At 71.6% G+C, this 20,133-nt stretch carries 20 protein-coding genes; 14 read left to right on the top strand and 6 right to left on the bottom strand.

What is annotated here, in order from left to right:
• Positions 1-69: 69 nt before the first annotated feature.
• Positions 70-270 carry a hypothetical protein gene (locus RAN62_RS10425; RefSeq protein ID WP_305784345.1) on the top strand — a complete coding sequence of 67 codons (201 nt, stop codon included), beginning with the start codon at positions 70-72 and terminating at the stop codon, positions 268-270.
• On the opposite strand, the gene mgrA is transcribed toward RAN62_RS10425, so the two are convergent.
• Together mgrA and RAN62_RS10415 are read right to left on the bottom strand one after the other, a co-directional pair.
• On the bottom strand, positions 255-1,298 hold the full coding sequence (mgrA, locus tag RAN62_RS10420; RefSeq protein ID WP_305784344.1) for an L-glyceraldehyde 3-phosphate reductase: 1,044 nt from the start codon (positions 1,296-1,298) through the stop codon (positions 255-257). The two genes, RAN62_RS10425 and mgrA, sit on opposite strands and share 16 nt — an antisense overlap.
• A gap of 10 nt (positions 1,299-1,308) precedes the next feature.
• Positions 1,309-1,716, bottom strand: coding sequence for a phage holin family protein (locus tag RAN62_RS10415; RefSeq protein ID WP_305784343.1), 408 nt, complete (start codon positions 1,714-1,716; stop codon positions 1,309-1,311).
• Positions 1,717-1,793: 77 nt separating this feature from the next.
• On the opposite strand from RAN62_RS10415, the gene RAN62_RS10410 reads away from it, so the two are divergent.
• Entirely contained in the window at positions 1,794-2,021 is a 228-nt protein-coding gene (locus RAN62_RS10410) for a zinc-ribbon domain-containing protein (protein ID WP_305784342.1), read from the top strand.
• Here the strand turns inward: RAN62_RS10410 and RAN62_RS10405 are convergent.
• Positions 2,000-3,022: a LacI family DNA-binding transcriptional regulator gene (locus tag RAN62_RS10405; protein ID WP_305784341.1), complete on the bottom strand. Its 1,023-nt coding sequence runs from the start codon at positions 3,020-3,022 to the stop codon at positions 2,000-2,002. The genes RAN62_RS10410 and RAN62_RS10405 overlap by 22 nt on opposite strands.
• Before the next feature lie 110 nt (positions 3,023-3,132).
• On the opposite strand from RAN62_RS10405, the gene RAN62_RS10400 reads away from it, so the two are divergent.
• From RAN62_RS10400 to RAN62_RS10390, 3 genes are read left to right on the top strand one after another with little or no spacing between them, the layout of a single operon-like run.
• Positions 3,133-4,257: a Gfo/Idh/MocA family protein gene (locus RAN62_RS10400; RefSeq protein ID WP_305784787.1), complete on the top strand. Its 1,125-nt coding sequence runs from the start codon at positions 3,133-3,135 to the stop codon at positions 4,255-4,257.
• Positions 4,254-5,387: a DUF993 family protein gene (locus RAN62_RS10395; protein WP_305784340.1), complete on the top strand. Its 1,134-nt coding sequence runs from the start codon at positions 4,254-4,256 to the stop codon at positions 5,385-5,387. The genes RAN62_RS10400 and RAN62_RS10395 overlap by 4 nt, the downstream gene beginning before the upstream one ends.
• Complete coding sequence (locus RAN62_RS10390) at positions 5,384-6,187, top strand: sugar phosphate isomerase/epimerase family protein (protein WP_305784339.1); 804 nt, start codon at positions 5,384-5,386, stop codon at positions 6,185-6,187. The genes RAN62_RS10395 and RAN62_RS10390 overlap by 4 nt, the downstream gene beginning before the upstream one ends.
• A 13-nt stretch (positions 6,188-6,200) precedes the next feature.
• On the opposite strand, the gene RAN62_RS10385 is transcribed toward RAN62_RS10390, so the two are convergent.
• Positions 6,201-7,850: an N-acetylmuramoyl-L-alanine amidase gene (locus RAN62_RS10385; RefSeq protein ID WP_305784338.1), complete on the bottom strand. Its 1,650-nt coding sequence runs from the start codon at positions 7,848-7,850 to the stop codon at positions 6,201-6,203.
• A 181-nt stretch (positions 7,851-8,031) separates the two neighbouring features.
• The gene (locus RAN62_RS10380; protein WP_305784337.1) at positions 8,032-9,195 is read right to left on the bottom strand and encodes a citrate synthase family protein; all 1,164 of its coding nucleotides are present in this window, start codon (positions 9,193-9,195) and stop codon (positions 8,032-8,034) included.
• A 66-nt stretch (positions 9,196-9,261) separates the two neighbouring features.
• On the opposite strand from RAN62_RS10380, the gene RAN62_RS10375 reads away from it, so the two are divergent.
• The gene (locus RAN62_RS10375; RefSeq protein ID WP_305784336.1) at positions 9,262-10,353 is read left to right on the top strand and encodes a citrate synthase 2; all 1,092 of its coding nucleotides are present in this window, start codon (positions 9,262-9,264) and stop codon (positions 10,351-10,353) included.
• A 61-nt stretch (positions 10,354-10,414) separates the two neighbouring features.
• Positions 10,415-10,681 carry a hypothetical protein gene (locus RAN62_RS10370; protein ID WP_305784335.1) on the top strand — a complete coding sequence of 89 codons (267 nt, stop codon included), beginning with the start codon at positions 10,415-10,417 and terminating at the stop codon, positions 10,679-10,681.
• A 53-nt stretch (positions 10,682-10,734) separates the two neighbouring features.
• Here RAN62_RS10370 and RAN62_RS10365 read toward each other — a convergent pair whose 3' ends face one another.
• On the bottom strand, positions 10,735-11,766 hold the full coding sequence (locus tag RAN62_RS10365) for a LacI family DNA-binding transcriptional regulator (protein WP_305784334.1): 1,032 nt from the start codon (positions 11,764-11,766) through the stop codon (positions 10,735-10,737).
• A 179-nt stretch (positions 11,767-11,945) separates the two neighbouring features.
• On the opposite strand from RAN62_RS10365, the gene RAN62_RS10360 reads away from it, so the two are divergent.
• The 7 genes from RAN62_RS10360 to RAN62_RS10330 all read left to right on the top strand — a co-directional run bounded on the left by RAN62_RS10360 (position 11,946) and on the right by RAN62_RS10330 (position 20,003).
• Positions 11,946-13,118: an amino acid ABC transporter substrate-binding protein gene (locus RAN62_RS10360; RefSeq protein ID WP_305784333.1), complete on the top strand. Its 1,173-nt coding sequence runs from the start codon at positions 11,946-11,948 to the stop codon at positions 13,116-13,118.
• The gene (locus RAN62_RS10355; RefSeq protein WP_305784332.1) at positions 13,115-13,993 is read left to right on the top strand and encodes a branched-chain amino acid ABC transporter permease; all 879 of its coding nucleotides are present in this window, start codon (positions 13,115-13,117) and stop codon (positions 13,991-13,993) included. Before RAN62_RS10360 ends, RAN62_RS10355 begins: the two co-directional genes overlap by 4 nt.
• A 16-nt stretch (positions 13,994-14,009) precedes the next feature.
• Complete coding sequence (locus RAN62_RS10350) at positions 14,010-15,203, top strand: branched-chain amino acid ABC transporter permease (protein ID WP_305784331.1); 1,194 nt, start codon at positions 14,010-14,012, stop codon at positions 15,201-15,203.
• Complete coding sequence (locus RAN62_RS10345) at positions 15,200-15,928, top strand: ABC transporter ATP-binding protein (RefSeq protein WP_305784330.1); 729 nt, start codon at positions 15,200-15,202, stop codon at positions 15,926-15,928. Before RAN62_RS10350 ends, RAN62_RS10345 begins: the two co-directional genes overlap by 4 nt.
• A complete protein-coding gene (locus RAN62_RS10340; RefSeq protein ID WP_305784329.1) occupies positions 15,918-16,658 on the top strand; it encodes an ABC transporter ATP-binding protein in 741 nt (246 codons plus the stop codon). The genes RAN62_RS10345 and RAN62_RS10340 overlap by 11 nt, the downstream gene beginning before the upstream one ends.
• A 337-nt stretch (positions 16,659-16,995) precedes the next feature.
• Positions 16,996-17,931, top strand: coding sequence for a LamG-like jellyroll fold domain-containing protein (locus RAN62_RS10335; RefSeq protein ID WP_305784328.1), 936 nt, complete (start codon positions 16,996-16,998; stop codon positions 17,929-17,931).
• 5 nt (positions 17,932-17,936) lie between these two features.
• Positions 17,937-20,003: a PQQ-dependent sugar dehydrogenase gene (locus RAN62_RS10330; protein ID WP_305784327.1), complete on the top strand. Its 2,067-nt coding sequence runs from the start codon at positions 17,937-17,939 to the stop codon at positions 20,001-20,003.
• The last annotated feature ends 130 nt before the right edge of the window (positions 20,004-20,133 follow it).

Here is a 20,133-nt window from a genome sequence, read left to right as displayed (position 1 = left end):
ACGGCGACGCGGCCGGTACCCGGGCCCTGATCGAGGTGCTCCTGCCACACCGGCATATGCCGCACGAACGTGTCGTCGCCGGGCTGGCCACCGCCGTTCGGGCCGACCGCGGACGCGGTCGCGCTCGCGGAGAACGTCGGTGAGGTCGGCCCGGGCTGGGAGTACTACCCGGACTTCCTGGTCGCCTCGCGCGACGGCACCTCCGCGCCGGACTTCGCGGACTACTACCCGGCCATGCAGGGGTGGTTCGAGGGTCAGAGGGTGCCCTGACGGGCGTCGCGCCAGAGGTCGACGTCGGCGGTGGTGCCGGCGAGGATCTTCTCGATGGCGTCGAGCTCGTCGGTGGTGAGGGTGCCGGCGGCCAGGGCGGCGACGTTCTGGTCGAGCTGGCCGGGGCTGCTGGCCCCGATGACCAGGGACGTGACGCGCGGGTCGCGGAGGGCCCACACCAGGGCCAGCTGGGCCAGGCTCTGACCGCGGGCCTGGGCGATGTCGTTCAGCGCGTTGAGCCGGCCGACCAGGCCCTCGTCGAGCCACTCGGGGTCGAGGGACTTGCCCTGCGTCGCCCGCGAGCCCGACGGGATGCCCCCGAGATACTTGCCCGTGAGCAGGCCCTGCGCGAGCGCGGTGAAGCCGATGATGCCGACGCCCTCGGACTCGGCGGCGTCGAGGAGGCCCTCGGTCTCGATCCAGCGGTTGAGCATCGAGTAGGACGGCTGGTGGATCAGCAGGGGCGTGCCGAGCTCGCGGAGCAGACCGGCCATCGTGCGGGTGCGCTCCGCGTCGTAGGAGGAGATGCCGGCGTACAGCGCCTTGCCCTGGCGCACGGCCGTGTCGAGGGCCGCGGCGGTCTCCTCGAGCGGGGTGTCCGGGTCGAAGCGGTGCGAGTAGAAGATGTCGACGTAGTCGAGGCCCATCCGGGCCAGCGACTGGTCGAGGCTGGCGAGGACGTACTTGCGGCTGCCGCCACCCTGGCCGTAGGGGCCGGGCCACATGTCCCAGCCGGCCTTCGTCGAGACAACCAGCTCATCCCGGTACGGGCGGAAGTCCTCGCGCATCAGCCGGCCGAAGTTGACCTCGGCGGACCCGTACGGGGGGCCGTAGTTGTTCGCCAGGTCGAAGTGTGTGATGCCCAGGTCGAAGGCGCGCCGCGTGATCGCGCGCTGGGTCTCGAACGGCTTGTCGTCGCCGAAGTTGTGCCAGAGGCCGAGGGAGAGCACGGGCAGGTCGAGTCCCGACCTGCCCGTCCGGCGGTACTGCATGCTGTCGTAACGATCGGAGGCGGCGACGTAGGTCATGCCCTCGAACTTAGCGGTGAGCGGCCTGCTTCACCGCGTCGACGTCACGCTTGGTGCTGTCGATCGCATCGGTGGGGGCCGGGGGAGTGGCCGCGCTGACCTGCTTCTTCCCCATCAGCGCCGCCACGCCGGCGATCGCGAGCACCAGCACGGTCACGGTGAGTGCCGCGAGCCACGCCGGCCACACCAGCGCCAGCGCGGCGCCGATCGTGACGAAGAGCGCGCCGAGGCCGTACAGGGCGATGACGCCCGCCCCGCCCAGCAGGCCGGCGCCCTTCCCGGCCTTCTTGCCCTTTTCCACCATTTCCGTCCGGGCCAGCGCCAGCTCCTCGCGCACGAGGGTCGACACCTGCTCGCTCATCTGGCTGACCAGCGCCCCGGTGGAGGAGTCGTCCAGCCGTGTCCGTGTGTCGGTCATGACCCAGTCGTACCCACCCTGAGCAGCGGTAATCCCTCCGGGTGCGGGAGTCGCCCGGTGGTCGTACCGTGGACGGGGTGTTCTTCATCTTCGGCATCCGTGGCAAGGATCATGTCGTCGGCTCGAGGCCCGGGCACTGCGAGGTGTGCGGGGCCTTCGCGGCGCAGACGCTCGTGAGGCGGACGACGAAGTTCACGCTGTTCTTCGTGCCGCTCTTCCCGGTGCGGCCGGCGCAGCACTTCGTGGCCTGCACCAACTGCGGCCGCACCCGGCACGCGACGCGTCAGGAGGCCGTCGCGGCCTGAGCCGTCGTTCCCCGCAGCACCAGGGACGCGGCGGCGTGCTCGACGCGCGGGGTGTCGGACGGGGTGCCCAGGACCAGGGACATCGCGCGGACGCCGAGGTCTTCGAGGGGTAGCCGGACCGTGCTCAGCGGCGGGGTCACGTCGACGGACACGGGCATGTCGTCGAAGCCGATGACGCTGATGTCCTCCGGCACGCGCAGGCCACGCTCGCGGAGGCAGGCGAGGGCGCCGATGGCCATGGAGTCGTTGAGGGCGGCGATCGCGGTGAGGCCGGGGTTGCGGTCGAGGAGCCGGGCCGTGGCCGCCATGCCGCCGGCGCGGTCGAAGCCGGCGTACTCGATCTGGCGCGCGGTCAGCCGGCGCTTGTGCTCGCGGGCCGCGGCGCGCACCCCGGCGAGGCGGTCGGTCGTGGTGGTGAGGTGCCCGGGGCCGGCGATCACGCCGATCGTCGTGTGGCCGAGGCGGTAGAGGGCGTCGGCGGCGAGGCAGCCGCCGTGCTCGTTCTCCGGGACGATCGCGTCGCCCGCGTGCTCGTGGCGGCCGATGACGGCGATGCGGCCGCCGGTCGCCTCGAAGACGCGCAGCTTGCGTTCGAGCTGCTCGGTCGTCGCCGGGTCGACGTAGCCCGAGCCGGCCAGCACGATGGCGGCCGTGCGGTGGGCGTGCAGCAGGTCCACGTACGCCAGCTCGCGCTCGGGCTCCCGGTAGCTGTTGCAGATGATGACCAGCCGGCCGTGCTCGGTCGCGACCCGCTGGAGCCCGCGGGTGATCTCCGCGAAGTAGGGGTCGGACACGTCGTGCACGATCACGCCGACGGCGGTGCGGTCGGCCCGGGCCAGCTGCTGCGCGTTCGCGTTGGGCACGAACTGCAGCTCGGCCACGGCCGCCAGCACCCGCTCGCGCAGCGCCTCGGCCACCGGTTTCGGGCTGTTGTTGATGATGCGTGACACGGTGGCCGTGGACACCCCCGCCCGCCGTGCGACGTCCGCGAGAGTCGCCATGCGATCACACTAGACCCTTGTCCGGGCGGAGCGGGCGCCGGTAGCCTTCCAGGAAAGCGCTTACCTCAGGAGGTGCGGCCGTGGGTGCTCGGGTTCCCGTCGGGATCGTGATGAACGGTGTGACCGGGAGGATGGGCTATCGGCAGCATCTCGTCCGGTCGCTCCTGGCCCTCCGCGAGCAGGGCGGCCTGCCCCTGCGCGACGGCAGCCGGCTGTGGCCCGAGATCGTCCTGGTCGGACGGAGCGAGGCCAAGCTGCGCGAGATCGCCGAGCGGCACGGGCTGACCGACTGGACCACCGACCTCGAGGCGGCGCTGGCCCGGCCCGACGTCTCGATCTACTTCGACGCGCAGGTGACCAGCGAGCGCGAGAAGGCGATCCTGCAGGCGATCGACGCGGGCAAGCACATCTACACCGAGAAGCCGATCGCCACCACGGTCGGCGGGGCGGTGGCCCTGGCCCGGGCGGCCGACGCGGCGGGGGTGCGCCACGGCGTCGTGCAGGACAAGCTGTTCCTGCCCGGCCTGCGCAAGCTCAAGCGGCTGGTGGACGGCGGCTTCTTCGGGCGCATTCTGTCCGTACGCGGGGAATTCGGGTATTGGGTCTTCGAGGGGGACTGGCAGAGCGCGCAACGCCCGAGCTGGAACTATCGGTCGGCCGACGGGGGCGGCATCGTCGTCGACATGTTCCCGCACTGGCACTACGTGCTGGAGCAGATCTTCGCGCCGGTGCGGGCGGTGACGGCGCTGGCCACCACGCACATCCCGCGCCGGTGGGACGAGGAGGGCGAGGCGTACGAGGCCACGGCCGACGACGCCGCGTACGCCCTCTTCGAGCTCGACGGCGGCGTGATCGCCCAGATCAACTCGTCGTGGGCGGTGCGGGTGCACCGGGACGAGCTCGTCGAGTTCCAGGTGGACGGCACGCTCGGCAGCGCCGTGGCGGGCCTGCGCGGCTGCCGCTTCCAGCACCGCGCGGCCACCCCCAAGCCCGTGTGGAATCCCGATCTGCCCGTCACGCACTCCTTCCGCGAGCAGTGGCAGGAGGTGCCGGACAACGAGGAGTTCGACAACGGGTTCAAGGAGCAGTGGGAGATGTTCCTGCGGCACGTCGCGGAGGACGCCCCCTACACGTGGGACCTCTGGGCCGGCGCCCGCGGCACGCAACTGGCCGAGCTGGGTCTGCAGTCCGCCCGCGAGGGCCGCCGCATCGAGATCCCGGAGCTGGACCGGTGAGGCTGCCCGGGGGGTCCTTCACCTTTTCCGGTACGGGATCCGAGTACGCGAATCCGGGACCCCGTTTCACCTCCCGCGTCGCCTTCGCCGCGGCGCACGTGGTCGCCGACCCGCGGGCCGAGAACGTCCCGGGGGCGCCGGCCGTCCCCGACTGGGAGGCGACGCTGGCGTTCCGGCGGCACCTCTGGTCGTACGGCTTCGGGGTGGCCGAGGCGATGGACACCGCGCAGCGCGGCATGGGCCTGGACTATCCGACCGCCCGCGAGCTGATCCACCGCTCGGCGCGCGAGGCCGCCGCCGTGGGCGGGACGGTCGCGGCGGGCGTGATGACCGACCAGCTGCCGCCCGGCCCGGCGAGCCTCGACGAGATCCACAAGGCGTATGCGGAGCAGCTCACCGACGTCCAGTCGTCCGGTGCCGTTCCGGTGCTGATGTGCAGCCGGCACCTGGCGGCCGCGGCGACGACCCCTCAGCAGTACCTCGACGTGTACGGCCGGCTGCTCGCGGAGACGGGCACGCCGGTCATCCTGCACTGGCTCGGGCCCGCGTTCGATCCGGCGCTGACCGGATACTGGGGCAGCACGGATGTGTCCCAGGCGGCCGACACGGTGTCCGAACTGATCGCCGCGCACCCCGGCAAGGTCGACGGCATCAAGCTGTCGCTGCTGGACGAGGCGTTCGAGGTGGCGCTGCGGCGGCGGCTGCCCGTGCGCATGTACACCGGCGACGACTTCAACTATCCGGCCTTGATCCGGGGCGATGCGGCCGGCTACTCGGACGCGCTGCTGGGCGTCTTCGCGGCGATCGCCCCGCCGGCGGCCGCGGCGCTGCGGGCGCTCGATGCCGGCGACCTGGACGCGTACGGGAAGATCCTGGATCCGACCGTGACCCTCGCGCGGCACCTCTTCGCGGCACCCACCTGGTTCTACAAGACGGGCATCGCGTTCCTCGCCTGGCTCGGCGGGCACCAGGAGCACTTCACGATGGTGGCCGGTGCGCAGAGCGGCCGCTCCCCGGCGCACCTGGCCGAGCTGATCCGCCTGGCCGACGCGGCCGGGGTCCTGCCCGACGCCGAGCTCGCCACGCACCGCGCCGCCGCGTGGGCCGTCACCGTGGGGGTCGGGCAGTGAGCCGCTTCTCGCTCAACCAGGCCACCACGAAGTACTGGCCGCTGCCCGAGCTGGCGGCCGGCTGCGTCGCGGAGGGCGTCACCCGGGTGGGGCTCTGGCGCGAGGACATCCAGGCGTACGGGGTGGAGAAGTCCGCCGCGTTGATGCGCGACCACGGGCTGACCGTGACGTCGTTGTGCCGCAGCGGGTTCTTCCAGCAGCCGGGCTGGCTCGACGAGAACAAGCGTGCGATCGACGAGGCCGCCGCGCTCGGCGCGCCCGTGCTGGTGCTCGTGTCGGGTGGTCTCCCGCCGGGCAGCCGCGACCTCGACGCCGCCCGCGCGCACGTGGGATCCGCGATCGGCGAGCTCGTACCCCACGCGCAGGCGGCCGGGGTCCAGTTGGGGATCGAGGCCCTGCACCCGATGTTCTGCTCCGACCGCTGTGTGGTGGCGACGCTCGGCCAGGCTCTCGACCTCGCGGCGCCCTACCCGGCGTCCGCCGTCGGCGTGATCGTGGACACCTATCACCTGTGGTGGGACGACACGATCTGGGACCAGATCGCCCGCGCCGGCCGCGAGGGCCGGATCGCCGCGTTCCAGGCCGCCGACTGGGTCACCCCGTTGCCGGCAGGCGTGTTGCTGGGCCGGGGCCTGCCGGGCACGGGGTCGGTGGAGCTGCGCCGCTTCCGCGAGGCCGTGGACGCCGCGGGCTACACCGGGCCGATCGAGGTGGAGGTCTTCGACGAGGCGCTGTGGTCCCGGCCCGGCCCCGAGATCCTCCGCATGACCCTGGAGGCGTACGCGGCCCACGTCGAGTGACAACCGGCGGGCGTCAGCAGAGCTCGACGTCGGCGGCGTTCACGTACATGTGGCGGTGGTTGAAGGAGATGCGGTAGTAGGTCGCGGCGCCGCGGATGACGGTGTGGTTGGCCGGGATCTCGTAGCCGCCGAAGCGGGCGTAGTAGGTCATGGCCCGGCTCCGGTCGGCGAGCTGGTAACGCTGGTCGCCGGAGATCGTGTAGACGGCGGCCGGGGCCGGCGGAGTGGCGGGGTTGCCGGCCGGGGTGCCCTCGGGCCATTCGGCCGGTTCGGGCAGGTTGGCCGGATAGACCTTGACCTCGACGCCGTCGCGGGGCCTGAGCACCTTGCCGGCGGCCGGGTGCAGCACCGCGCTGGGCAACCACGCCTGCTGCCCGCCGTACCAGATGGCGGTCCAGGCGCCCTGCCGCGCCGCGACGGCGTACGTGCGGCCGGTCGTGACCTTGTCGGACATGTCGGCGACGTCGGTGGTGCCTCCGCCGAGCACGGGATCGGTGAGCAGCGGCGCGTCGTCGCGGGGTTCGGTGCGGAGCAGGACGGTGCCGGCCGGCTGTTGCGGCAGGTCCTGGCAGGTGTCCGCGCAGGTGGTCAGCTGCGGCTGGTTCGTGGCGAAGTCCGGCGCGATCGTGACGAGGTCGTCGCCGGGCCTCGGGGCGGGCGCCTTCAGCAGCTCCATGTAGCGGTCCCAGTCCCAGAAGGGGCCCGGGTCCGTGTGCGAGCCGGCGAAGTTGCGCTGGTTGGCGACGTCGTCGTGGCCGAGGATGTGCTGCCGGTCGAGCGGGATGCGGTACTTCGCGGCGAGGAACCGCACGAGAGCCGCGGAGTTGCGGTACATCGCGTCGGTGAACCAGGTGGCGCCCTCCGCGGCGAAGCCCTCGTGCTCGATGCCGATCGACTCGGTGTTGACCAGCGAGTTGCCGGCGTGCCAGGCGATGTCCTTCGCCCGGACCATCTGGGTGACCTCGCCGTCGGCGGACCGGATCACATAGTGCGAGGAGGTGTACGACAACGGGTTCTGGAATGTGTTGAGGGTGCTCGTGTAGCTGCCCTCGGTGTCGTGGACGACGATGTACTTGATCGGCACGTCGGCCGGGCGGTTCGCCGTGTCGTAGTTGCCGTACGCGTTCACGTCCGTGTCGTCGTTCGACGCGTAGGCGGCGGGCAGCCACTGGCAGTCGAGCTCAGCCGGGCACTCCGCCTCGCCGGTGCTCCTGGTCTGCGGCGGGGCCACGGCTGCCGGGTCCGCGGCGATGCGCAGCTGCCCGTCGCCGGCCCCTCGGCGCAGGGTCGCGAAGACGTCCCGCGCGACTGGGCCGGAGGTCTTTCCGCTGGTGAGCCGGGCGACCACGGGATACCAGCCGGTCAGGCCGTCCGGTTTCGCCCCGAGCCGCCCGGCCTCGTCCATCGTGTCCGGCGAGGTCAGGTGCATCAGGCCGTAACCGCCGTCCGCGCTCGGCCGGCCGCCGTGGTCGCGCCAGCCGGTCAGCGCGTACGAGTAGGCCTTGAGCAGCTCCGCCGGCACACCGAATTCCGCGGCCGCGGCCTCGAAGGCCTCGGGCGTCGTGCCGGCCGGTTCGGTCTCGGCCCAGGACGTGGTGGCACCCCAGCCCGTGGCGCCCACCGCCACCAGCGCCGCGGCGCCGGCCAGAAGTCGTCGTTTCATGCGCCGATGATCAACCGGAAGCCGGGGGCGACAAACCGGGACACAGTGAGGCAGCGATGCCTGCCCGGTGGGGCGAATCCCGGGCGGGATCGGGCTGCCGTGCAACCACATATGCGCCGTACGGCATGAGTCGCGTGCGTGCCCTGCCTGCTCCTGAGGCGGCGCGTCCGGCGCTGAGCCCTCAGTCGTGCGGGCGGACTGTCTCCGCCGGCGCGCGGCCCGCGTAGCGTCCCGCCGGACGGAAGCGGCTGGGCTGGTCCGCGTACTCCTCGAGGGCGTGCGCGATCCACCCGGCGGTCCGCGCGATCGCGAAGACGGCCTCGCCCGCGTCCGGGCCCATCCCGGTGCTGAGGGCCAGTGCGGCCAGCGCGAAGTCGATGTTCGGGGCGATGCCCGAGCGTCCGGCCGCCGCTTCGACCACAGCCGCCATGGCGTCCGTCCCCGGAATCGCGGCGAGCAACGTGCGGGCGCGGGGATCCCCGCCCGGATAGAGCGGGTGCCCGAAGCCGGGTACGCCGCCGTGCAGCCGGCGTTGCTCCGCGACCGCCGCCATCGGATCCGGGCTCGTCAGCAGCTGATACGCCAGCCCGCTGGCGGCGCCGTGCAGGGGGCCGGCCAGCGCGGCCAGCCCCGCCGAGACCACGGACCAGGGGTCGGCGCGGGTCGAGGCGGCCACCCGGGCGGCGAACGTCGATGCGGCCAGGTCGTGATCGGCCAGCAGCACGAGGGCGGTGTTGAGGGCGGCCACGCCGTCCGGTGTCGGATCCCGGTCGGTGAGACGCGGCCACAGTGCGGCGGCAAGGGAATCCTTCACGGGCGCCGGTGGATCCAGGGCCGCCACCATCGTGCCGATCAGGCCCCGGCCGGTGGCGACCACGGCCGCCGGGGTGAGGTCGAAGCGCAGCCGGTCGGCCGCCGCCCCGGCCGCGACCGCGATCCGGAGCCGGTCGGCCGCCCGCACGTCCGGCGGCAGGGATCCCATCACCGCCCGTACGGTCCGCAGCACCGCCGGGTCGGGATCCCATCTCCCGGCAGCATCCGACCCCGTCCACAGCAGGGACACCACCGACTCGAACGACGCCGTCGCCGCCAGCGAGCAGACGTCCCGGCCCCGGTAGTAGAGCGACTCCTCGGTGATCAGGGTCAGCCCGGTGTGCACCTCGGGCCCGGTCGCCCCGGCCCGCCGGCGTCCTGCCGCGAACGCCGTGACCTCCGCCTCGTCGAACAGGCTCTCCTTGCCGTCGCCGTGCCGCTTGCTCGTGAGCAGGCCGCGGCTCACGTACGCGTACACCGTCGCCTTGCGCACCCCGAGCCGCCGCGCGACCTCATCCGTCGTCAACCGCATCCCGGCCGCCTCATGTTGATTCCGTCAACGTTGACAACTATACGCGTCGCGCCGACAGTGGGAGGCATGCTGACTGTGAATCCGGGGCTCGCCGGCGTCGTCGCGTTCGACACCGAGATCGCCGAGCCCGACCGGGCCGGGGGCGCGCTGCGCTACCGGGGCGTCGACGTCGAGCGGCTCGTCGGCCGCGCGAGCTTCGGCGACGTGTGGGGACTGCTGGTGGACGGCGACTTCCGCGCGCCGCTGCCGGTCGCCGGGGCGCGGGCGATTCCCGTACGGTCGGGTGATGTCCGGGCCGACGTGCAGGCGGCGACCGCCCTGCTCGGCCTGCGCCCGCTGATCGATCTCGGCCCCGGGCAGGTGCGTGACGATCTCGCTCAGGCTTCCGCTCTGCTGCTGTCCTATGTTGCGCAGGCCGCGCGGGGCGGAGAGAGTGCCGTCCCGCAGAGCCGGGTCGACGAGGGCCGCACCCCGACCGAGCAGTTCATGATCCGCTGGCAGGGCGACCCGGATCCGCGCCACGTGACGGCGATCGACCGCTACTGGGTCTGCGCCGCCGAGCACGGCATGAACGCGTCCACGTTCACCGCCCGGGTCGTCGCCAGCACCGGTGCCGACGCGGCCGCCTGCCTGTCCGCCGCCGTCGCCGCCCTCTCCGGCCCGCTGCACGGTGGTGCTCCCTCGCGCGCGCTCGGCATGGTCGAGGCCGTCGAACGCGGCGGCGACGCCCGGGCGTACGTCCGGCAGGTCCTCGACAGCGGCCGGCGCTTGATGGGTTTCGGGCACGCGATCTACCGGGCCGAGGATCCGCGCGCCCGCGTCCTGCGCGCGGCGGCCGAAGAGCTCAAGGCGCCCCGCTACGAGGCCGCCCTCGCGCTGGAGGAGGCGGCGCTCGCCGAGCTGCGGGAGCGCAAACCCGACCGTGTCCTCGCCACCAACGTCGAGTTCTGGGCCGGGGTCGTCCTCGATTTCGCTCAGGTGCCGGCGCACTTGTTCACGTCGTTGTTCGCTTGTGCGCGTACGGCCGGGTGGAGTGCGCACATCCTCGAGCAGCACCGGCTGAACAAGATCATCCGTCCGTCCGCGGACTACGTCGGCGTCGCCGACCGTGACCCGGCCGACCTGCCCGGCTGGGACCGGATCTCTATCGCTGGGTAGAGGACACGATCCGGCCGCAGCGGGATCCGCCGGGCCCCCGCCCGCTGCCAGACTTTCCGGCATGGACATCGCCGAGATCTTCGCCCGCACCGCCGCCCAGGCCGCCGTCGAGACGGTTCCGTCGGACACCCGTCGGATCGGCCGCCGCGTGCTGATCGGCCTCTCCGCCGTCCCGCTCGCCGCGGTGATGGTGCTCTACGGGGTCGGCCGCGCCGAGCAGTACGAGGGCGGCTTCCTGGGGGAGTGGTACGTCCGGCTGGCCCTCGCCCTGGCCGGCGTGGCCGCCTACGGCCTGGTCGAATGGACACGCCGCCGCACGAGCGAATGATCGGACGAGCGGGCACGGTTGACGCTTTTCCGGTCAGCCGGTCGTGCTTTTGATCAGGCGGGCGCGGGGCCCGTCGAGTCGCGGACCATCAGCGTGTGGCCGGTGGCGCGGCGCCGGGGCCGGGCGGCCGCGGGCTTGAGGGCCAGGTCCAGCGCCGTCCGGCCCATCGTGGTCATCGGCAGCCGGACGGTCGTCAGGGACGGCGCGAGGTCGGCCGCCACCGAGACGTCGTCGAAGCCGACCACCGACATGCGGTCGGGCACCGGGATCCCGCGGGCCCGCAGCGCCGACAGCACGCCGATCGCCATCGCGTCGTTGAGGGCGATGATCGCCGTGGTCGCGGGATGGTCGGCCAGGATGCGCTCGGCGGCCGCGCGCCCGCCGTCGCGGGTGAAGTCGGTGTGCACGACCGGGACGTCGCCCGCCGCGATGCCCGCCTTGGCCAGCGCGGCCAGGACGCCCGCCTGCCGGTCGGCCACCGTGGTCAGGCCCGCGGTCCCGGCCGCGACGGCGATGCGGCGGTGGCCCAGGCCGAGCAGGTGGACGCCCAGCGCCTTGCCGCCCGCCTCGTTGTCGGGCAGGACCGCGTCGACGCCCAGGGAGTGCCGGCCGATCACCGCGACGCGTCCGCCGGTGCCGATGTACGCGGCCAGCGCCGCGCGCGCCTCGGATTCGAACACGGCATCCGTGTATCCCGAGCCGGCGATGATGATGATGCCGACCTGCTGGGCGATGAGGTGGCGGATCTGGCGCAGCTCGTGGCCCGGGTCGCGGCCGGAGTGGCAGATCTGGACCAGCAGGTTCTGCTCGTCGGCGACCTGGATGACCCCGCCGGCGATCTCCGAGAAGTACGGGTCGTCGACCTGGTGGACGACGAGGCCGACCGTGGCGCTGGTGCCGCCGGCGAGGGTCCGCGCGTACGGGTTGGCCACGTAGCCGAGGTCCGCGGAGATCTGCCGGATGCGATCGGCGACCTCCTGGCTGACCCCGTCGCGGCCGGCCAGCGCCCGGGAGGCGGTGGCCAGCGAGACTCCGGCGCGTTCGGCGACGTCAGCGAGGCGCAGCCTCGGCCCCGGTCTGGGCATATGTCCACTCTCCACAACTCAGGGACGTCGTTTCGTTACGGGAGTATTGCGTGTGGCCTGAACCACAGCCTAGGCTACGTAAGCGCTTTCGCAAGCGCTTACGTACGGCTCGGGCAAAGGAGTTCGCACGGATGCCTTCCCCCTATCGACGTACAAGATGGGCCGCGGCCCTGCTTCTCATGACCACGTCCCTCACCGCCTGCAGCGGCGGCGGCGAGGACGGCGGAGGCGGTGACGGGCCCATCAAGGTGGGCATCTCGCTCCCGCTGACCGGCGACTTCTCCGAGCCCGGCCAGGGCGTGCAGCAGGGCTACGAGGCCTGGGCGAAGATCGTCAACGACTCCGGGGGCCTGCTGGGCCGCCAGGTCGAGCTGAAGATCCTCGACGACCAGTCCAGCGCGGACCGGGTCGTCGCCGACTACGAGCAGCTGATCGGCAGCGACCAGGTCGACCTGGTGGTCGGCCCCTTCTCCACGCGCCTGGTCGTGCCCTCCGCGCGCGTCGCCAGCGAGTACGGCATGCTCTTCGTCGAGCCCGCCGGCGCGGCCGCCGAGGTCTTCACGCAGGGCTTCAAGAACCTCTTCTACGCGGCTCCCGCGGTGGCGAACGACCACTACAACCACCTGGCCGAGTACATCCTGGCCCTGCCCGCGGACCAGCGGCCCAAGACCGCCGCCTACGCCGCGATGGACGACCCCTTCGCACAGGGTACGGCCTACGGGCTCAAGGCCAAGCTCGAAGCCGGCGGCGTGAAGACCGTGGTCGACGAGGTCTACCCGCCGAACACGACCGACTTCGGGAGCATCGCCGCGAAGATCGCCGCGTCGAAGGCGGACGTGGTCGTGGGCGGCTCGCAGTACCAGGACGGCGTCAACCTCATCGTGGCCCTGCAACAGCTCAACTACCAGCCGAAGCTGGCGGCCTTCTCGACGGCGCCGACCAACCCGGAGTTCGCCGCGGCCATCGGGAACAAGACCGAGGGCATCCTGGCCCCGACGGGATACAGCCAGGACGCGCCGTATCCGAGCAACAAGGAGTTCGTGGAGAAGTACACGGCCCAGTTCGGGAAGGCGCCGGAGGAGGACCAGGCCAACGCGTACACCACGGGTCAGGTCGTCGCCGCCGCGGTCAAGGCCGTGGGCTGCGCCGAGCAGGGCGACTGCCAGCAGAAGCTCATCGACTGGGTGCATGCCAACAAGGTCGAGACCGTGGTCGGGACGCTCTCCTGGGACGACACCGGCAAGCCGCAGGGCGCGCACATGATCCAGCAGTGGGTGGGCGGCGACATCAAGATCGTGCTGCCGGCCGACGTCAAGGAGGCCGCCATCGTCTACCCGAAGCCGGCCTGGTGAGCCTCGTCCTGCAGAGCGTCGTCCTCGGCCTCCTCCTCGGCGGCCTCTACGCCCTGCTCGCGGCCGGACTGACTCTCTACTTCGGGATCATGCGCGTGGTGATGATCGCGCACTCCGCCTTCCTCATCCTCGCCGCCTATCTGGCGTGGTGGTGGCACGAGCGGCTCGGGCTGGATCCGTTGCTGTCGCTGGTGGTCACCGTACCCCTGTTCTTCCTGGCCGGGGTGGCCATGCAGCGCCTGCTGCTGGCCCGCCTGCGCGCGGTGACGCTGACCATGATGTCGGTCCTGGTGACCTTCGCGGTCGCGCTGACCATCGAGGGCCTCCTCGGGTACGCCTTCACGGGCACCCAGCGCCGCATCCAGCTCGGCTACGGCTCCGCCGGCTTCGAGCTGTTCGGGGCGCGCATCGCCGTCGTCAAGCTGATCGCCTTCGGGCTGGCCGTCGTCTCGCTCGGCGCGCTCTACCTGCTCATGAAGCGCACGTCCTTCGGGTGGGCGCTGCGGGCGACGATCCAGCACCGCGACGCGGCCCGGCTGGTCGGCATCGACACCGAGCGCACCGCCGGGTACGGCTTCGGCCTCGGCCTGGCCACCGCGGCGGTCGGCGGCACGGCGCTGTCGCTCGACTCCACCATCTATCCGTCCCTGCACTGGCACTGGATCGGCCCGCTCATGGCGATCATCGTCGTCGGCGGCCTGGGCAGTGTCCCGGGTGCCGCGGCCGCCGCGCTGCTGCTCGGGCTCGCGCAGAGCCTGCTGCAGATCCCGCTCGGGACGACGTGGGCCCAGACGGTGTTCTACGTCGCCCTGTTCGCGACCCTGGCCGTACGCCCGCAGGGGTTCTTCGGAGGCCGCCTTGCCCAACGTTTCTAGACGTCTGCTGCCGCTCGTGCCGGTCGTGGTGCTGGCCGTGGCGATCCTGTCGTTCCCGTCGCTCGCCCCCAACCCGTACATCCTGTCGTCGGGCATCGTCGTCCTGAACTACGCGGTGCTCGCCACGGCGTGGAACTTCGTCGGCGGCTTCACGGGATACATCTCACTGGGTCATGGCGCCCTGGCCGGCCTCGGCGGATACGCGACAGGGCTCCTCGTGACCAAGGCGGGCATGCCGGCCTTCGTGGCCCTGATCGCCGCCGCCGTCCTGGTCGCCGCGCTGGCCGTACCCCTGGGCATGGCCGCCCTCCGCGTGCGCGGCGCGTCCTTCGTGATCGTGTCCATCGCGCTGGTCCTGATCCTGCTGCTGGTCTTCCAGAGCTGGGCGTCCCTCACGGGTGGATCCCGCGGCCTGGTCGTGCCGCGGCCTTTCCCTTCGCTCCTGCGCCCCGAGCATCACCGGGTCTTCTTCTTCCTGTACGGGGGGCTGCTCGCCCTGGCCCTGCTGACCTGGTGGATCGTGGACCGCAGCCGGTTCGGTCTCGGCTTGAAAGCGCTCCGGGAGGACGAGGACAAAGCCTCCGCCCTGGGCACGCCCACCTTCACGTACAAGCTGATCGTGTTCGTTCTGTCCGCCACGTTCACCGCGCTCGGGGGCGGCCTGTACGCCCTGTGGTTCGGCGACCTCGACCCGGTGTTCCAGTTCAGCGTGCTGACCGGGTCGTACCTGGTGCTCATGGCGCTGCTGGGCGGGGTGCGCTCGCTGTACGGGCCGCTGGTCGGGGCGCTGGTAGTGGGGACGGCGCTGGAGTACTTCAAGGGATCGTTCGGCAACACGCCGCTGCACCTGGTCGCGACCGGCGTGTTGCTGGCGGTGGTCGTGCTGGTGATGCCGGACGGGGTGCTGCCGGCGCTCGCCGCGGGGTGGTCGCGCCTGCGCCGGACCAGCCAGACGTCGATCCGCGAGGTCACCGCCGCCGAACTCCGCGACCAGCGCACCTCCGCCGCGTCCGCCGCATCCGGGTCCGCCCGGTCCGCCGATTCCGCTGGGTTCGCCGGGTCCGCCGGGTCCGCCGCTTCAGGGGCCGGGGCTACCTCCCCGGGCACGGACGCCGGAGTGAGCGAACGTGCGAGCGCGCATGAGCGATCGGGTGGCGGCGGCGGGAAGCCGGACAGTCCGGGGCGGCGGGATCAGGAGGCGCGTCGATGACGTTGGCGACCGAGAATCTTCGGAAGGCGTTCGGCGGGGTCGTGGCCATCGACGGGGCGACCGTGGAGTTCCAGCCGGGCAAGGTGAACGCCTTGATCGGGCCGAACGGGTCGGGCAAGACGACGTTCTTCAACTGTGTCACCGGCATGATCCGGGCGGACAGCGGACACGTGCGCTTCGGCGGGCACGACGTCACGCGCAAGGCGCCGCATGCGATCGCGCGCGCGGGCGTCGGCCGTACCTTCCAGTTGTGCCGGGTCTTTCCGCGCATGACCGCGCTGGACAACGTGCTCGCGGCGGTGCGGCCCGGTGGTTTCCCGAAGGCGCTGCGCGGGGCGCGCAACCCGGACGAGATCGAACGTGCACGCACCTGGCTCACCCGGCTCGGCATCGAGCATCTCGCCGACGTCGAGGCGCGCGAGATGTCCTGGGGCCAGCAGAAACTGCTCGAGCTGGCCGGTGTGCTCATGGCCGAGCCGGAGACGATCCTGCTCGACGAGCCGGCGGGCGGCGTCAACCCGGCGCTGCTCGATCGGATCGGCGCGTTGGTGCGCGAGTTGAACAGCGAGGGCCGCACGTTTGTGATCGTCGAGCACAACATGGACCTCGTCATGAGCATCAGCGACCACGTCGTCGTCTTCGACCGCGGGCGCCCGATCGCGGCCGGGCCGCCGTCCGTCATCCGCACCGACGAGCGCGTACTGGGGGCGTACCTTGGCGTCTGAATTCGAACTCCACGACATCGTCGCCGGCTACGGGCGGGCCGCCCCGGTGCTGCGCGGGTTCAGCGTGACCGTGCCCGCCGGCTCGGTCGTGTGCCTGGTCGGGCCGAACGGCGCCGGCAAGTCGACCGTGCTCAAGGTGGCGAGCGGGCTGCTCAAGCCGCGGTCGGGGCGGATCACGGCCGGGGGAGTGGACCTGACCGGCGCCGGCCCGCAGAAGATGCTCGCCGCCGGGATCGCGCTGGTGCTGCAGGGGCACAGCGTGTTCCGCGAGATGACGGTCGAGGAGAACGTCATGCTCGGCGGCTACACGCTCAAGGACAAGGGGAAGCTCGCCGCGCGCCGCAACTTCGTGCGCGATCTGTTCCCCGTGGTCGCCGAGCGCTGGCACACCACGGCCGGTCTGCTCTCCGGCGGACAACAGAAACAGGTCGAGTTCGCACGTTCGCTCATGATCGATCCCCGGGTCGTGCTCCTCGACGAGCCGTCCATGGGTCTCGACCCCAAGGCGACGCAGACGATCTTCGACCAGGTCGTGCGAATGCGCGACGCCGGGACCGCCGTCCTGCTGGTGGAGCAGAACGCGCGGCGCGCCCTGGAGACCGCCGACCTCGGATGCGTGCTCGACCTCGGACGCGTGCACATCTCCGGCCCGGCCGCCGACCTGCTGGCGGACCCCCAGCTCGGAGAGCTCTACCTCGGCGGCCGCCCCGCACGAGAAACCGCACCATGACCGAAGCCCCCACAGCTCGAAACGGCTCAACGCCCAGCGGCACCAGCAAACGCACAACAACGAGCAACAAGAAGCGCGTAACGGCAACGAGCAACGCATGACGACAGCGCTCGACGAGCAACGGGCAACGCCGAACGCGCAAGTGCGCAACGGGCACAGCCAGATGCGCGGCGAGCGATGAGCGAACGACCGCATGAGCATGAGCGAACGAGCGAACGTACGCATGAGCGAGCGAACGCATGAGCGGAGGCCGCCCGACCAGGGGGGACCTCGCGGAAGTCGCGCGGCCGCCCACACCGGGCGGCAGCGCGATGAGCACGGAGGAAAGGGCGTCACGATGAGAACAAAGGTCGCTCTGGCCCTGGCCGCGGTCCTCGCGGCCGGGGCGTCCGCGGCACCCGCGCGGGCCGGCACGTCCGGTCCGTCCGGCATCCATCCGTCCCTGCGACCGTACCTGGTCGCCTACTACGACTTCGACCATCCGCAACGCGGCGACGTCGCGCTCGAACGGGACCTCGGGCGCTCCGGCACCGAGATCGAGCTGGTCAACGGCGGCGCCGCGATGCGCGTACCGGATCGGGCCTATCCCGGCAGTGGCCGGGCGCTGCAGACGCGGCAGGTGGACCCGGTCAACGCGGGCAACAACGACTGGAAAGCGGGCATCTACTCGGCGAGCGGAGTGCGCACTCTGCGCGCTTTCAACGCCGCGAGCGGGATCACGGTCATGGGCTGGTTCAAGCGGCAGATGGACGGGCCGCTGCCCAACACCGTGACCGCCGACCCGGCCGACGCCTACAACGCGATCGGGCTGACCGGCGTGCTCACCGGCGATTCGGACGGGCACGCGGTGCGCGCACTGCTCGAACTGATCGATGTGAACGGCACGCTGCGCCTGGTCGCGCTCGGCCGCCGGATCGACGGCGGGGCGTCGCAGACTTTCGCCGCGACCGAGGACTGGCGCACGCTGCTGCCCCGGGACCGGTGGGTGCACATCGCCGCCACGTTCGATTTCTCCACGGGCACCATGGCGCTCTATCGCAACGGCGCCCCGGTCGACGGCTTCTACACCGTCGCCGGCGACCCGTGGCAGGTGGCGGGCCCGGGACCGCACGTCACCAGCGCCACCGATCCGCGCGGGATCAAGATCGGCGGCAGCTTCCCGCAGAACACCGTCGAGCGTAATCCGTGCACCTGCCGGATGGACGCGCTCACCTTCCTGGACACGTCGCTGTCAGCGCGCGCCGTGGCCGCCCAATACGCCTACGTGAGGTGACTCTGTTGCGCATCCGAAGCTTGTTCAGTGCGCTCCTACTGTCCACATTGGTCCTGGTTGCCCCCTCGGCCGCGCAGGCCGACCCGGGCGCGATCTACGACCCGATCCCGACCGAGCCGGAGACGTCGCGGCTCGGGCTGGTGCTCGACGAGTTCGCCGGCTTCCCGCAGACCCAGCCCACCCCGGCGCCCACCGACGCGCGGCTCATGCGCAAGGCGCGGATCAACACGATCTTCGAGCTGCCCGACGGCTCGGGACGGCGGGCTGTACCCGACCTGAACGGCCCGCTGTACCTTGTCGAGAACGGCGTGCCCCACGTCTATCTGGACGTGAAGGCGCAGTTCCCGGAGTTCTTCTCGGGGCGCGGCCTCGGGCAGGGCTTCGGTTACGTGGCCTTCCACCCCGAGTTCAAGACGAACGGCCTCTTCTACACGATCCACACCGAGTCGACGACCAAGGTTCCGGACTACCAGCAGGCCACCGTCCTCTACCAGGGCGTGATCAACGAGTGGCACGCCACTGATCCGGCCGCGGACACCTTCGCCGGCACACACCGTGAGCTGCTGCGGATCGGCTTCGGCGGCCAGATCCACGGCATCCAGGAGATCAACTTCAACCCGTACGCCCGCAAGGGCAGCGACGACTACGGCCGGCTCTACCTCGCGGTCGGCGACGGCGGGCAGGGCGTCGGCAACACCGATCCGCAGAACCTGGCCCTGCCGCACGGCAAGCTGCTCCGCATCGACCCCGCCGGCACGAACAGCCCCAACGGCAAGTACGGGATCCCGGCGACGAACCCGTTCGTCGGGCAGGCCGGCGCCCTGGGCGAGATCTGGTCGTACGGATATCGGGACCCGCACCGGTTCAGCTGGGACAAGGCCACCGGCCGCCTCTATCTCGGGCACATCGGCGAGCACGCCATCGAGGCGATCTACGAGGTGCGCAAGGGCGACAACATGGGCTGGAGCGAGCGCGAGGGCGCCTTCGTCTTCGATCGGACGCCGTCGTCACCGTGCGACCGGCTCTACCCGCTGCCCGCCGACGACGCCGCCAGCAACTACGTCTACCCCGTGGCCGCGTACGACCACAATCCCGCCCCCGACTGGAACTGCACCACCGACGTCGGCGTCGCCGTGGCCGGCGGGTTCGTCTACCGAGGGACGACCATTCCGGCGCTCTACGGCAAGTACATCTTCGGTGACCTCGTGAGCGGCTGGGTCTTCTACACCAACGCGTCGGAGATGCGCCGCGGCGGGCCCCCGGCGACGATCCACCGGCTCAACCTGTTCGACGCCGCGACCGGGAACGCCGTACGGATGCAGGATCTGTCGGCCCCCGGCACGCCGGCCGGTGACCCGAACCGGGTGGATCTGCGCTTCGGCACCGACCGCAGCGGCGAGCTCTATCTGCTGTCCAAGGCGAACGGCAAGGTGTGGAAGGTCACCGGCACGCGCACCTTCGCGGCGGGCTTCCCGGGCACCACGCTCGTGCCCGGCCTGGCCACCCCGTCCTTCTGGACGCCGGTCACCCCGTCGAAGTGGAAGTTCGAGAACGGCCAGGTGATCCTGGCCGAGGCCGGCGCCGAGCGGCCCGGCCCGCGCCGCCCGTTCGAGTACGCCATCCTGACCAAGGGCCCGGCCTTCGGCTCGGTCCAGGTGGACGCCCAAGTCAGGCTGGACGAGGAGGTCGAAGTCACCAACCGCGACATCATCATCGTCTTCGGCTGGCAGTCGGACACGCAGTTCTACTACGCCCACCTCTCGACCGACAACACCATCTACCCCCACAACGGCATCTTCAAGGTCGACAACGCCGACCGCGAGCGCATCGACTACCAGTGGAACGGCCGCAGCCGCGGCGCCAACCCCGCGATCGTCGACAAGGCCTGGCACCAGGTGCGCGTCAAGCACCTGCCCGCCACCGGCGAGATCGCCGTGTACGTCGACGGCTCGCCCGACCCGCTCATGACCGCCCGCGACACGACCTTCACCTCGGGCCGCGTCGGCTTCGGCTCCTTCGACAACATCGGCCGTACGCGTCTCTTCAGCGCCCTCGGCACTCCCGCGGCCTGACCCGCCCCGCGACGCCCCGCCGGTCCCGTGCCGGCGGGGTGGCGACGGTCGAAGGCCCAGCTCCGAACAAGGCGAACTACCCGCCCAGCGCGTCACCCCGACGACCAGGGACACAATGCCGGGCAGAGGG

Origin of the sequence: Symbioplanes lichenis (assembly GCF_030709675.1) — a bacterium.
GTDB classification, from domain to species: Bacteria; Actinomycetota; Actinomycetes; order Mycobacteriales; family Micromonosporaceae; genus Actinoplanes; species Actinoplanes lichenis.
This window is presented reverse-complemented; position numbering and strand designations above follow the sequence as displayed.

What these genes read in the sequence shown, in the direction of transcription:
- RAN62_RS10385 (WP_305784338.1), bottom strand. Translation starts at nt 7,850, where the DNA reads ATGAAACGACGACTTCTGGCCGGCGCCGCGGCGCTGGTGGCGGTGGGC.
- RAN62_RS10380 (WP_305784337.1), bottom strand. Translation starts at nt 9,195, where the DNA reads ATGCGGTTGACGACGGATGAGGTCGCGCGGCGGCTCGGGGTGCGCAAG.
- mgrA (WP_305784344.1), bottom strand. Translation starts at nt 1,298, where the DNA reads ATGACCTACGTCGCCGCCTCCGATCGTTACGACAGCATGCAGTACCGC.
- RAN62_RS10415 (WP_305784343.1), bottom strand. Translation starts at nt 1,716, where the DNA reads ATGACCGACACACGGACACGGCTGGACGACTCCTCCACCGGGGCGCTG.
- RAN62_RS10400 (WP_305784787.1), top strand. Translation starts at nt 3,133, where the DNA reads ATGAACGGTGTGACCGGGAGGATGGGCTATCGGCAGCATCTCGTCCGG.
- RAN62_RS10360 (WP_305784333.1), top strand. Translation starts at nt 11,946, where the DNA reads ATGACCACGTCCCTCACCGCCTGCAGCGGCGGCGGCGAGGACGGCGGA.
- RAN62_RS10365 (WP_305784334.1), bottom strand. Translation starts at nt 11,766, where the DNA reads ATGCCCAGACCGGGGCCGAGGCTGCGCCTCGCTGACGTCGCCGAACGC.
- RAN62_RS10375 (WP_305784336.1), top strand. Translation starts at nt 9,262, where the DNA reads ATGCTGACTGTGAATCCGGGGCTCGCCGGCGTCGTCGCGTTCGACACC.
- RAN62_RS10370 (WP_305784335.1), top strand. Translation starts at nt 10,415, where the DNA reads ATGGACATCGCCGAGATCTTCGCCCGCACCGCCGCCCAGGCCGCCGTC.
- RAN62_RS10335 (WP_305784328.1), top strand. Translation starts at nt 16,996, where the DNA reads ATGAGAACAAAGGTCGCTCTGGCCCTGGCCGCGGTCCTCGCGGCCGGG.
- RAN62_RS10345 (WP_305784330.1), top strand. Translation starts at nt 15,200, where the DNA reads ATGACGTTGGCGACCGAGAATCTTCGGAAGGCGTTCGGCGGGGTCGTG.
- RAN62_RS10405 (WP_305784341.1), bottom strand. Translation starts at nt 3,022, where the DNA reads ATGGCGACTCTCGCGGACGTCGCACGGCGGGCGGGGGTGTCCACGGCC.